The following is a 12,590-nucleotide window of genomic DNA, read 5'->3' as shown; positions in this document are numbered from 1 at the left end:
TTGCAAGACTGTGCGCCAGGCCGGCGTTCGGTGTGACCTGTCTCTCATTTATGGCAGTTCGAGCGGGTGGCGGCTAACCGTGGCGCTGGCCAGATTGCAGGGTGGCAGTTGCAGTTGGTTCTGGCTGACCGCGTTGGGTAGCTGCAGCCAGAGATTCTCTTCGTCGGCGAACTGGTTGCGTGGCACCCACAGGCCCTGGTGCCAGCCGTTGCGGGGCTTTGGTGTGCTCTGCAGGATGCCGAGGTGGGGCTGGCTGCTGGGTGTGCGCCTGAGCCAGGTCGGTTGCGCCAGCCCCTTGAGGTAGCGCAGGCCGAGATGCAGGCCCTCGGCATTCAGGTGCCGCCAGCAGACCAGCGCGAGGACGTCGCTCTCGGCGATCAGCAGCACCAGCTGGCCGATGGGCAATGTGCTCGCTGCCTGGGCGGAGCAGAGCAGGCGCGCGCCGCCGGGGCCGACATCGAGGATCTGCCCCGGCGTGCATTGCGGACGTTGCTCGAGCAGTTGCGCATGAATGGCCGGTACGCCAATCGCCAGCCGGCAATCGCTTTGCTGCGGTGTACGCAGGTGGCGGCGTTGATTGTTGCCGTACCAGTGCTGTTGTACCCGTTCGAGCAGCTCACGCTCGGCGCTGCTCTGCAAGGGTGCAGGCTCGCTCAGCGCCACCTGCAGTGCGCCCAGCTCCAGGCGACGCAGCGTATCCGAGCCGGCTTCCGGTCGTTGCAGATAGGTCAGGCAGGGCTGGGCGCGAGCCAGATCGATCAGCGCGCCTTCGGATTTGTCCTCCACATCCCAGGGCAACAGCCGGGCAGTCGCTGCCAGCGGTGCCAGGGCCGCGAACAGTCGCTCGCTTTCTTCGGGAAGCAGGTGGGGCGGATTGCTCAGGGCCAGCAACAGCATTTGCTGGTAGAGGCCGCGCAACGTGTCGGCAGGCGTTGGCAGGAAGGCCGCCGCCACTGGTTCGTCGAGGCAGTCCTGCTGCTCGCCGAGCCAGTACAACAGGTGGCTGTCGCGCCACAGTTCGGCGGCGGGCTCGCGGTACTGCTGATAGTTGCGCAGCAGCGTCTGGGCAATGAAGTGCTGGGCCATGTACAGGCACCAAGCCAGGTGAGGGCGAGACGGCTTGTGCCCCTGGAATATTTGCAGCAACAGGCGCTTGAAGCCGATGGCCAGCTCGCTGCACAGCGCAAGCAACTGCACCGAAGGCACGTCGTGTTCGGCGGCGCTGTAATGACGATATTCATCGCTGAAATTTTGCAGCGTGCGCTGCCTTTCGAGTAAGGTCATTGCACTGCGATTGAGGCGTGCGAGCAATGCTTGCGCCTCCTGCAGTCCGGCTTGCACGGGCTGCTGGCGAGCCGCGTCGAGCCGCTCGGCCAGTTCGGCCTGGGTAGTCGATTTGGTCTGCTGCGCGTCGGGTACGTCGAGCTGCAAGGCATCCAGTGTCATAGCAACCCTACCGGTATGAGGACCGTTTCCATGGTAAAGCGACTCCAGTCAGTCATTCGGATCATGATGGTGCTCGTCGCCGGATTGGCGCTGGCGGGATGCGGGGATGACTTCGGTGTCGACCAGCATGGGCGAAAGGTAGCGGCTGAGCGCCTTGAAGGCCAGTGGTTGGTCATCAATTATTGGGCTGAATGGTGCGGCCCCTGCCGTTCCGAGATCCCCGAGCTGAATGCGCTGAGCCCGGAGCTGGAGAAACAGGCGGTAAGTGTGTTCGGTGTCAACTTCGATGGCTTGCAGGGTGATGAGCTCACCCGTGCCGCCGAGGCGCTGGGCATCGAGTTCACCGTGCTGGCCAAGGACCCCGCCGAGCGTTACGGATTGCCACCCAGTGATGCACTGCCGGTGACCTATATCGTCGACGACAAGGGTAAGGTGCGCGAGCGGTTGCTTGGCGAGCAGAATGCCGAGGGGCTCAAGGCGCGCCTCGCTGCATTGCGTCAGGAAGGATAGAGCAGTGACCGGTTCGAGTGTGCACGGCCATGTGACGGGGCGCGTTCAAGGCGTTGGTTTTCGCCAGGACACCGCGGCCGAGGCCGTCCGTCTGGGGCTGTGTGGGTGGGTGCGTAACCTCGGTGCTGGCCGGGTCGAAGTGTCCTTCGAAGGCGATCCGGCTGCTGTTCGCGCGTTGGCGAGCTGGCTGAAAAGTGGGCCGCCGCAGGCCAGGGTGACCGAGCTCGAGCTGCAGGAGCAGCCCTGGCAAGGGCACACGGATTTCGTCGTGCGCCGGTGAGTGCTTAATCTTCGCCGGGATCGGCGACCAGCCGTCCTGCATCATCGGTCAGTGACTTGAGAAACGCCGCCTGCAGTTCCGGGTCGTTGCGCGTCAGTTCGATCAGGCTCTGTTCGAGCTCGCTGGCTTCTTCTTCGAGGCCCAGTTCGGACAGGCGCTTGACCCGATGTACCCACTGCTCGACTTCCGCGCCTTCGAGATCGTCATAGATCAGGTCATGGGCCTCGCGCAGCTTGCCGCGCAGGGTTCGGCTGACCAGCAACGTGGCCTCGGCACTGGTCGAGTCCTGATCGTCGTTCACCGTCAGCAGCAGCGTGCCGATACGGGCGATGTCCTGATCGGCGAAGGGGCCGTCGAGCAGGTTCAGGCGCAGCACGCCGTTGCGATCGGTCAGTAGTTCGTGGGTCTGGTCGCCGGCCTTGATCAGCACCGGCCGCTCGGCCCACGGCAAACTGGAGTATTCGGTACGGGTGTCCTGACGTTTTTCATCGATACCCGCCAGGTTCTGTTGCGAGCGGCCGTTGGACTCGACGTTCATGAACGGATTGATGCCCGCCACGCCGTAGCTGATCCAGTCCTTGGTCGCTGTATCCGGCAAGCGCCCGAGGGCCACCACGTTGAGCACGTTGGCGCCAACGCCGCCAACGATGGCCACCGCGCCCAGCGGCACCTCGTAGATTTCGCGCCAGGGCTGATACGGTGTGTAGCGATCGTAGTGGCGCGTGACCTCGAAGGGCGTCACCTCGAAGACCTTCTGCTCGTGCACCCGCACACGACGCTGCGGCAGCTCCAGGACCTGAGGCTGGCCGACGTCGATCTGCAGGCTGTGGCTCAACAGTTTGCGCTCGATGCGCTCCTCGTGCTCGCTGCGCTGTGGCAAATGATTGGCACAGCCAGTGAGGAGCAGGGCGCCACAGGTAGTGGCGCCGACGAGGCGTAAGGTGCTTCGCTTGAACATGACGGCTCTTTGGCGGGTCAGCGGCGGATACGGTTCTGGATGAACGACAGGACATCGGCAACGGCAACCGGCTGAGCCTCGGTTTCCACGCGGCTCTTGTATTCCAGATTGCCTTCGGCGAGACCGCGGTCGCTGACCACGATGCGATGCGGGATGCCGATCAATTCCATGTCCGCGAATTTGATGCCCGGACTGGTCTTTTTGTCACGGTCGTCGAGCAATACGTCAAAGCCGGCAGCGGTAAGCTCCGCATACAGCGTGTCAGTCGCCTCACGCACCGCGTCGGTCTCGTAACGCAGCGGCACCAAAGCGATCTGGAAGGGCGCCAGGGTGTCGTTCCAGATGATGCCGCGCTCGTCGGAGTTCTGTTCGATGGCAGCTGCCACCACGCGGGAAACACCGATGCCGTAGCAGCCCATGCTCAGGGTGACCGGCTTGCCGTTCTCGCCCAGCACCTGGCAGTTCATCGATTCGCTGTATTTGCTGCCCAGCTGGAAGATGTGCCCGACTTCGATGCCACGCTTGATTTCCAGGGTGCCCTGGCCGTCCGGGCTCGGGTCGCCGGCCACCACGTTGCGCAGGTCGGCAACGGTCGGCACGGGCAGATCGCGCTCCCAGTTGACGCCGAAATAATGCTTGTCGTCGATGTTGGCACCGATGGCGAAATCGCTCATCAGCTCTACCGAGCGGTCGATGATGATCGGCAGCGGCAGATTCAGCGGGCCCAGAGAACCGGCGCCAGCACCGATGGCGGCACGCAGTTCGGCATCCGAGGCCATTACCAGCGGGCTGGCGACGCCCGGCTGGTTGCCTGCCTTGATCTCGTTCAGCTCGTGGTCGCCACGGATGATCAGCGCGATCAGCTTGCCCTCTTCTTCGGCGTGCACGATCAGCGTCTTGATGGTGCGCTCGATGGGCAGATCGAAGCCATCCACCAGTTGCTGAATGGTTTTCGCGTTTGGCGTGTCGACCAGGCGCAGTTCTTCAGCGGCTGCCGGGCGAATGGTCTCGCGAGGAATCGCTTCTGCCTTTTCGATGTTGGCAGCGTAGTCGGAGACATTGCTGAACACGATGTCATCTTCGCCGGAGTCGGCCAGCACGTGGAACTCGTGGGAACCGGCGCCACCGATCGAGCCGTTGTCGGCCACTACCGGGCGGAAGTTCAGGCCCAGGCGGGTGAAGACATTGCAGTAGGCCTGGTGCATGCGGTCGTAGGTCTGCTGCAGGGAAGCCTGGTCGGCGTGGAAGGAGTAGGCGTCCTTCATGATGAACTCACGGCCACGCATCAAGCCGAAGCGCGGGCGGATTTCATCGCGGAATTTGGTCTGGATCTGGTACAGGTTCAACGGCAACTGCTTGTAGCTGTTCAGCTCGTTGCGGGCCAGGTCGGTGATGACCTCTTCGTGGGTTGGGCCAACGCAGAACTCGCGGTCATGGCGATCCTTCACGCGCAGCAGTTCCGGGCCGTACTGCACCCAGCGACCGGACTCCTGCCACAGTTCGGCAGGCTGAATGGCGGGCATCAACACTTCCAGAGCACCGGCAGCGTCCATCTCTTCACGCACGATCTTCTCTACCTTGCGCAGGGTGCGCAGGCCCATCGGCAGCCAGGTATAGAGACCGGAGGCGAGCTTGCGGATCATCCCGGCGCGCAGCATCAGCTGGTGGCTGATGACGACAGCATCGGAAGGCGTTTCTTTGAGGGTCGAAAGCAGGAACTGACTGGTACGCATGATGGGCCGTTCTGTCGGTTGCAAAGGGGATTTTTATGGCTCGGCATTGTACGGCGACAGCTCTGTGGCGTACAGGACGCAGAATACCCGTGAGGGATGGGAGTCAGGCTTGTGCGTCAAGGCGGGGCGTCACGTCTGCTCGTGCATTCCATATTGGTGCACTTGTAGGCGTCTGGAGTCGATCTCTGGCTGGTTCAATGTGCTGTTCGTGGCTGACTCGCCTCGAGGGTTTCTTTCAGTCAATAAAAAACCCGGCCGAAGCCGGGTTTTCTGAACCGTTATCAGGCTTGCGCGAGATTACAGAACGCTGAGCGGGTAGTTCACGTAGAAGCGGACTTCGTTGGTGTCAGCGATGTTGACGTCGCTAACTGCCGAGTTGGCACGCAGCAGAGAGGCACGCAGGCGGAAGGACAGGTCCTTGGCTGCGCCGCTCTGAACAGTGTATGCAACCTGGTTGAAGAACTCGTGCTCTTTACCGTTGGTATTGGTGATCACACCGTCTTCGCGGGAAGTGATGTTGTCAGCCCAGATGTAAGCGGTTTTGAATGCCAGGCCTGGAACACCGTACGAAGCGAAGTTGATGTCGTAGCTGGCCTGCCAGGAGCGCTCGTCTTCCAGGTTGAAGTCGGAAAGGAAGCTGTTGGCTACGAAAATCGAGCCGCCGCCGTCGCCGTTGCCATACAGGAAGCCTTGGCTGCCGGTGTTGCGCTGGTGAGCGATGGTGAAGGCATGAGCGCCAACGCTGTATTTGGCAGCCAGGCTCCAGATGGTGTTGTCGCCGCCGCCAACTTCGCGATCGTAATCACTGTCGTAGATATTGAAGTCGAAGCTCAGAGCCTGTTCTTCGGTCAGCGGCAGATTGTAGTTCAGGTTGGCGTAGTTACGCTTGTACTGATCTTCCAGGTCGCTGTGGTACAGAGCAGCGCTCAGATCGTCAGTGAAGGAGTAAGAACCACCGAATACGTTGATAGACTTCAGTCTAATGCTGTCGCGGCTGGATTGGCGCATTTCGTTTTGCGCGGTGAAGCGACCGGCATTCAGTTCGAGACCTTCGATCTCGGTGCTGGTGATCATGGTGCCTTCGAAGGTTTCCGGCAGCAGGCGGCCGTCATCGTAAGCCAGGACCGGCAGGGCAGGCATTTGCGAGCCGTAGGTCACTACGGTGTTGGAGAAGCGAGCCTTGACTGCAGCGTTGGCGATACTCAGGTCTTTACCTTCGTTTCGCGGGAACATGTTGACGCCGCGGCGACCGCTACCAGTGTCCAGTTGCCAAAGAGCGCCGGCATAAGCATTCACGCCGAAACCAACGGTACCTTGAGTAAAGCCGGATTCGTAAATGGCACGGGCGCTGGCGCCCCACTCTTCTGCGTAACCGCTCTTGAAGCTGCCATCAGCTTGGCGGTTGAAGCCGGCGCCGTTCCGAGCATCACGGTTGTAGTACATGCTGCGCGCAAGGAGCGACAGGCTGCTGTCTTCGACGAAACCCTTGGATTCGGACTGGTCCGAAGCCACTGCCATTTGAGAGGTACCCGCGGCTACTGCCAGGGCGATTACGCTCCACTTCATCACTCGCATCGTGATTTGCTCCTTTGGTTTAGAAGAGTAGTTCCACTGCTCAGTTGGTTGTTATGGAGAGCAGCTCTATTTCTTTTTGTGTCGGATGGAACTTATAGCACGGCGCTTTGTATGGCGATAGTTTCAATCTATCCACTGGTCGCACTCCTCTGCTTTTGTCGCAAAGCGGCTAGGAGGTACGTCGCAATCTCAAGCATCTCCACTCGTGCAGCACCTGCCGACTATTTTTCAGCTCTTGATCAGGCGCGGTGACGTTACCACGTTGCCCTGAACAGGAGCGTTGCAGGCTTTAAAGCAAGACTCGTGCTCAAATTGCCCATGCCGCCGAATAAATAGGCCAGTGCGTCTAAATAGGTCGTTTTGCGGAATGAAAATACAAATTTTCGACCTAAAGTTGTCATTTTCAGCGCGGTACTTAGGAAGCTTATTAGTAGGTAGGAATCTTTGGGTGGGTTTTCTTGATAATGAGTTTTAATTAAGGTCTCGGCTGTTCCAGCAATGTTTACTTTGGGAAACAATATGGTGCGTGTTGAAAATTTCTTGCGGGGGCTCTGCGACTTTTTGGTGCATCACTGCCAGGGTTAAATTTTCGCCAGATGCCCGGTATGCTGGCCGCCCTTGTTTCGGTCGCCGACGCTCGTTCGGTGGCTACCTTTTACGTCGAGTGGTGAGTTGATGTTCGTTCTGGATTCACGCCTGCAGCAGGACACTTTCGTGCTCGGGGAATTTCCTCTGAGCCGTCTGCTGCTCAGCAACGATGCGCGCTATCCGTGGTTCATTCTGGTTCCGCGCCGGGAGGATGTCAGCGAAGTGTTCCAGCTCGATGCCGATGATCAGCGTGCCCTGTGGGCGGAAACCGCGCTGCTTGCCGAGGTGCTGAAGGATGCCTTCAAGGCGGACAAGATCAATATCGCCACCCTCGGTAATGTGGTCAGTCAGTTGCACATGCACGTGATCGTGCGTTACCGCGGCGATGATGCCTGGCCCGCTCCCGTGTGGGGTCGCCACCCGGCGAAGCCTTACCAGCCGGAGCAGGTGTCCGCTCTGCGTGAAAGGCTGCGTTCGGTCATGCCGGGGCAGTTTCGTGCAGGGGATGCATGAATGAAGGTTCTGGAAGATCGCATCGTCGAACTGGAGAGCCGTCAGGCGTTTCAGGACGACACCATCCAGGCGCTCAACGATGCGCTCGTGGAGCAGCAAAAACTCATCGAGCGACTGCAACTGCACATGCAGGCGCTGGCCAAGCGGCAGGACGAGGTCAGCCCCTTCGGCAGTGCTCAGGATGAGGCGCCGCCGCCTCATTATTAGTGCATGCCTCGAAAACCAAAAAGCCCGCATCGCTGCGGGCTTTTCTTTGTGCGGTGATTCAGCGTCGGGTCGGCAACGCCGCGATCACGTCTTCAGCCTGCAGGCCCTTGTCACGCTGCATCACGGAAAACTCGACGCGCTGGCCTTCGACCAGAACGCGATGGCCTTCGCCGCGAATGGCGCGGAAGTGCACGAAGATGTCCTCGCCCACATCGCGGGAGATGAAGCCGAAACCCTTGGAGGTGTTGAACCACTTGACCGTACCGGTCTCGCGATCACCCAGGTCCTGTGGTACGGAGGTTTTCTGCCTGTCGAAGCGCAGATTGGTCGCCAGATGCAGGGCGACAGCGATGGAAATGATCAGCAGGCTGAACAGAAGAGCTGGCTGCTCGGCGATCAAGGGCAGCGGTGCAAGCAGAATCAGTGCTTGCAGCAGTGTGCCGAGGATCAGCAGGGCGCACACCAGGTTTTGCAGTTGTTGACGCAGGTTGTTGTGCCAGATCGGGAACTGAGTGGCCAGCAGTAGATTGAGAAAGCCGAAGAGAGCCAGGCACAGGGCGTCCGCATGTTGCAGGAACGGCTGGGCGTGGTCGCTCAGGCTGGGTGTGGTGGATAACAGCAGGGCGGAAAGCCCCACCAGCAGGTGGACGATTTTCAACATGTTTAACGCACTCACTTGATAAAGGATCACCAGGAAGAGCTGGCTCCACGCGATTTGCCGTGACGTAAGGGCGATGGAATAAACGAGAGGGCCAGCCTATGCGTCTTCCGAAGGCTCGGCATGACGGCACGGGGCGTATTTAACAGCAAAGGAGGGGGCTTCTCAAATCAGCGCTGCGATAGTGTGCGGTTGTTGCGCGAATATGGAGGCGGGAATGAATGATGGCCGCCAGAGTGGCGGCCATCGAGGGGGATCAGGAAGCCAGCAGGCTGCGCAGCATCCACGCGGTTTTCTCGTGAACCTGCATGCGCTGGGTCAGCAGGTCGGCGGTCGGCTCGTCGCTGACCTTGTCCAGCAGCGGGAAGATCCCGCGGGCGGTGCGCACCACCGCTTCCTGGCCCTGAACCAGCAGTTTGATCATCTCGTCGGCGCTCGGCACATTTTCCTCTTCCTTGATCGAGGACAGGCGGGCGTAGGCGGCGTAGGTGCCCGGCGCCGGGAAACCCAGGGCGCGGATACGCTCGGCGATGGCGTCGACAGCCAGCGCCAGTTCGGTGTACTGACCTTCGAACATCAGGTGCAGGGTGTTGAACATCGGCCCGGTAACGTTCCAGTGGAAGTTGTGGGTTTTCAGGTACAGGGTGTAGGTGTCGGCCAGCAGGCGCGACAGACCTTCGGCGATGGAGGCGCGATCCTGTTCAGCGATTCCGATGTTGATTTCCATGGATTTTTCTCCTGTTGGTGGTAATGGGGCGCTTAGCCTTGCAGATGGGCAGAGCCTATCATGGTGAACCCGAGTGACCATGTGCTTTGTATCAATGGCAGCGATCAGCGAAAACTATGCGTGACGTCGATGGATGCTTGCTCGGCTGCGCGGTGCTGCTTAACCATATATAATCGGCTGCTTTGCTGCAGCGACACACCGTCTGGCTTGTCCGTGCCAATCCGCGCGATGCTTAGCGCCGGATCGGACGAAAGACGCCGGCTCGCGGTTCAATGAATTTCAGACTCAAGAGAAGCGATTATCCCCATGATGCGCAGCCACTATTGCGGCCAGTTGAACGAAAGCCTGGAAGGCCAGGAAATCACCCTCTGCGGATGGGTTCACCGTCGCCGTGACCACGGTGGTGTGATCTTCCTCGACATCCGTGACCGTGAAGGCCTGGCTCAGGTGGTGTTCGACCCGGATCGCGCCGACACCTTCGCCAAGGCTGACCGCGTGCGCAGCGAATACGTGGTCAAGATCACCGGGAAGGTACGTCTGCGTCCGGCCGGAGCGGTCAACGCCAACATGGCCTCTGGCGCTATCGAAGTGCTCGGCTATGAGCTGGAGGTGCTGAACGAAGCGGAAACCCCGCCGTTCCCGCTCAACGAATACTCCGATGTCGGTGAAGAAACCCGCCTGCGCTATCGCTTCATCGACCTGCGCCGCCCGGAAATGGCCGAGAAGCTCAAGTTGCGTTCGCGCATCACCAGCAGCATCCGTCGCTATCTGGACGAGAACGGCTTCCTCGACGTGGAAACGCCGATCCTCACCCGTGCTACCCCGGAAGGCGCCCGTGATTACCTGGTGCCGAGCCGCACCCACGCCGGCAGCTTCTTCGCCCTGCCGCAGTCGCCCCAGCTGTTCAAGCAGTTGCTGATGGTTGCCGGCTTCGACCGCTACTACCAGATCGCCAAGTGCTTCCGCGATGAAGACCTGCGTGCCGACCGCCAGCCGGAATTCACCCAGATCGACATCGAAACCAGCTTCCTCGACGAAGCCGACATCATGCATCTCACCGAGACCATGATCCGCAACCTGTTCAAGGAAGTGCTGGGCGTCGAGTTCGCCGAGCTGCCGCACATGACCCTGGCCGAAGCCATGCGTCGTTTCGGCTCCGACAAGCCGGACCTGCGCATTCCGATGGAGCTGGTCGACGTTGCCGATCAGCTCAAGGACGTCGACTTCAAGGTCTTCTCCGGCCCGGCCAACGATCCGAAAGGCCGCGTTGCCGCGTTGCGCGTACCGGGCGGGGCGAGCATGCCGCGCAAGCAGATCGACGACTACACCAAGTTCGTCGGCAACTACGGTGCCAAGGGCCTGGCCTACATCAAGGTCAACGAGCGCGCCAACGGCGTCGAAGGTCTGCAGTCGCCGATCGTCAAGAACATCGCCGAGCCGAACCTCAACGTGATCCTCGACCGCGTTGGCGCTGTCGACGGTGACATCGTGTTCTTCGGGGCCGACAAGGCCAAGGTGGTTTGCGATGCGCTGGGCGCGCTGCGCATCAAGCTCGGCCATGACCTGAACCTGCTGACTGCCGAGTGGGCACCGCTGTGGGTCGTCGACTTCCCGATGTTCGAAGAGAACGACGACGGCAGCCTGACCGCCATGCACCACCCGTTCACGTCGCCGAAATGCTCGGCCGAAGAGCTCGAGGCCAACCCGGCCGCGGCCCTGTCCCGCGCCTACGACCTGGTGCTCAACGGTACCGAACTGGGTGGCGGTTCGATCCGTATCCATGACAAGGGCATGCAGCAGACCGTGTTCCGCGTGCTGGGCATCAGCGAAGACGAGCAGCAGGAGAAGTTCGGCTTCCTGCTCGACGCCCTCAAGTACGGTGCACCGCCCCATGGTGGTCTGGCCTTCGGCCTCGACCGCCTGGTGATGCTGATGACCGGTGCGAGCTCGATTCGCGAAGTCATCGCCTTCCCGAAAACCCAGAGCGCTGCCTGCGTCATGACCCAGGCGCCGGGTGTAGTGGACGGCAAATCGCTGCGCGAGCTGCACATTCGCCTTCGCGAACAACCCAAGGCGGAGTAAGCGCCAAACGGTATGCCGAGCCCAGGGAAACCTGGGCTCGTTCATTGTGAAATCTGAAAAATCTGGAGTGGAATATGGCCGGTCATTCCAAATGGGCCAACATCAAGCACCGCAAGGGACGCCAGGACGCCAAGCGCGGCAAGATCTTCACCAAGCTCATCCGTGAGCTGACCGTTGCCGCCAAGCATGGCGGGCCGATCCCGGCGGACAATCCGCGCCTGCGCCTGGCCGTCGACAAGGCACTGACCAACAACATGTCCCGCGACGTGATCGACCGTGCCATCGCCCGCGGTGCCGGCAACAACGAAGCCGACAACGTCGTCGAGTTCAGCTACGAAGGTTATGCGCCGAGCGGTGTGGCGATCATCGTCGAAGTGATGACCGACAACCGCAACCGCACCGCCGCCGAAGTGCGCCATGCGTTCACCAAGTGTGGCGGCAACCTGGGCACCGATGGCTCGGTGGCTTACATGTTCGAACGCAGAGGGCAGATCGGCTTCGCTTCCGGCGTCGATGAAGATGCGCTGATGGAAGCAGCACTGGAAGCCGGCGCCGATGACGTGGAAATGGGCGATGACGGCGCTGCGCTGGTCTCGACCAGCTTCACCGAGTTCCATGCGGTGAACGAAGCGCTGAACGCTGCCGGCTTCAAGGGTGAAGAGGCGGATATCGCCATGATCCCGTCGATCAGCGCACCGATCACCGATCTGGAAACCGCGCAGAAGGTATTCAAGCTGATCGATATGCTCGAAGACCTGGACGACGTACAGAACGTCTACCACAACGCCGAAGTCTCCGACGAGATCATGGAACAGCTCGGCTGATTCCTGGCTGTGGCTGAAACCGGAGGTAGCCATCGGCACCTCCGGCTGCCTACCACGCTGCAGGAGTCGACTTGCCAATGAATCGATTTCGGCTGCGATACATCTGCGTGAATGTCGTAACCGCAATCGCCCGCAAGCGGGCTCCTACGACAGGTGTCTACCCAATCCATCTGCCGCGCAGAGGCCCAAAATTGTAGGAGCTGGCTTGCCAGCGAATCGATCTCGGCCGCTACACACCTGCGTGAATGTCGTAACCGCAATCGCCCGCAAGCGGGCTCCTACGACAGGTGTCTACCCAATCCATCTGCCGCGCAGAGGCCCAAAATTGTAGGAGCTGGCTTGCCAGCGAATCGATCTCGGCCGCTACACACCTGCGTGAATGTCGTAACCGCAATCGCCCGCAAGCGGGCTCCTACGACAGGTGTCTACCCAACCTATCTGCCACGCAAAGGCTCAGAATTGTAGGAGCTGGCTTGCCAGCGAATCGAT

The 12,590-nt window shown here is 60.6% G+C and carries 12 protein-coding genes and 1 pseudogene; 6 read left to right on the top strand and 7 right to left on the bottom strand.

Translation table 11 applies throughout. The features are described from left to right. Window positions 1-48: 48 nt before the first annotated feature. Entirely contained in the window at window positions 49-1,446 is a 1,398-nt protein-coding gene (locus tag QRN22_RS09875) for a cyclic-di-GMP receptor FimW-related protein (protein WP_042551882.1), read from the bottom strand. 30 nt (window positions 1,447-1,476) lie between these two features. Between QRN22_RS09875 and QRN22_RS09870 the strand changes: the two genes are divergently transcribed. After that, the gene (locus QRN22_RS09870) at window positions 1,477-1,956 is read left to right on the top strand and encodes a TlpA disulfide reductase family protein (RefSeq protein ID WP_042551881.1); all 480 of its coding nucleotides are present in this window, start codon (window positions 1,477-1,479) and stop codon (window positions 1,954-1,956) included. A 4-nt stretch (window positions 1,957-1,960) separates the two neighbouring features. Then, window positions 1,961-2,236, top strand: a complete 276-nt coding sequence (locus tag QRN22_RS09865; RefSeq protein WP_042551880.1) for an acylphosphatase — start codon at window positions 1,961-1,963, stop codon at window positions 2,234-2,236. 4 nt (window positions 2,237-2,240) lie between these two features. On the opposite strand, the gene QRN22_RS09860 is transcribed toward QRN22_RS09865, so the two are convergent. The 3 genes from QRN22_RS09860 to QRN22_RS09850 all read right to left on the bottom strand — a co-directional run bounded on the left by QRN22_RS09860 (window position 2,241) and on the right by QRN22_RS09850 (window position 6,502). Further along, complete coding sequence (locus QRN22_RS09860) at window positions 2,241-3,194, bottom strand: hypothetical protein (RefSeq protein ID WP_042551879.1); 954 nt, start codon at window positions 3,192-3,194, stop codon at window positions 2,241-2,243. A 17-nt stretch (window positions 3,195-3,211) separates the two neighbouring features. Then, complete coding sequence (locus QRN22_RS09855; protein ID WP_042551878.1) at window positions 3,212-4,927, bottom strand: proline--tRNA ligase; 1,716 nt, start codon at window positions 4,925-4,927, stop codon at window positions 3,212-3,214. A 297-nt stretch (window positions 4,928-5,224) separates the two neighbouring features. After that, window positions 5,225-6,502, bottom strand: coding sequence for an OprD family porin (locus QRN22_RS09850; protein ID WP_042551877.1), 1,278 nt, complete (start codon window positions 6,500-6,502; stop codon window positions 5,225-5,227). 675 nt (window positions 6,503-7,177) lie between these two features. On the opposite strand from QRN22_RS09850, the gene QRN22_RS09845 reads away from it, so the two are divergent. After that, complete coding sequence (locus tag QRN22_RS09845) at window positions 7,178-7,603, top strand: HIT family protein (RefSeq protein ID WP_042551876.1); 426 nt, start codon at window positions 7,178-7,180, stop codon at window positions 7,601-7,603. Next, the gene (locus QRN22_RS09840) at window positions 7,604-7,810 is read left to right on the top strand and encodes a SlyX family protein (protein ID WP_042551875.1); all 207 of its coding nucleotides are present in this window, start codon (window positions 7,604-7,606) and stop codon (window positions 7,808-7,810) included. It begins immediately after the preceding gene. 58 nt (window positions 7,811-7,868) lie between these two features. Here the strand turns inward: QRN22_RS09840 and QRN22_RS09835 are convergent, their stop codons facing one another. From QRN22_RS09835 to QRN22_RS09825, 3 genes and pseudogenes are all read right to left on the bottom strand, one after another. After that, on the bottom strand, window positions 7,869-8,093 hold the full coding sequence (locus tag QRN22_RS09835; protein ID WP_165496028.1) for a cold-shock protein: 225 nt from the start codon (window positions 8,091-8,093) through the stop codon (window positions 7,869-7,871). A 57-nt stretch (window positions 8,094-8,150) separates the two neighbouring features. Next, window positions 8,151-8,471: pseudogene (locus QRN22_RS09830) on the bottom strand (cold shock domain-containing protein membrane protein); the annotation flags it as partial. A 253-nt stretch (window positions 8,472-8,724) separates the two neighbouring features. Next, the gene (locus QRN22_RS09825; protein WP_042551873.1) at window positions 8,725-9,195 is read right to left on the bottom strand and encodes a Dps family protein; all 471 of its coding nucleotides are present in this window, start codon (window positions 9,193-9,195) and stop codon (window positions 8,725-8,727) included. 306 nt (window positions 9,196-9,501) lie between these two features. Between QRN22_RS09825 and aspS the strand changes: the two genes are divergently transcribed. Together aspS and QRN22_RS09815 are read left to right on the top strand one after the other, a co-directional pair. Beyond that, window positions 9,502-11,277 (top strand): aspartate--tRNA ligase, encoded by a 1,776-nt coding sequence (gene aspS / locus QRN22_RS09820; RefSeq protein WP_042551872.1) that lies wholly within the window; start codon window positions 9,502-9,504, stop codon window positions 11,275-11,277. Window positions 11,278-11,351: 74 nt separating this feature from the next. Next, window positions 11,352-12,101 carry a YebC/PmpR family DNA-binding transcriptional regulator gene (locus QRN22_RS09815; protein ID WP_042551871.1) on the top strand — a complete coding sequence of 250 codons (750 nt, stop codon included), beginning with the start codon at window positions 11,352-11,354 and terminating at the stop codon, window positions 12,099-12,101. The last annotated feature ends 489 nt before the right edge of the window (window positions 12,102-12,590 follow it).

Origin of the sequence: Pseudomonas sp. MEJ086, assembly GCF_030209025.1 — a bacterium.
GTDB classification, from domain to species: Bacteria; Pseudomonadota; Gammaproteobacteria; order Pseudomonadales; family Pseudomonadaceae; genus Aquipseudomonas; species Aquipseudomonas fulva_A.
This window is presented reverse-complemented; position numbering and strand designations above follow the sequence as displayed.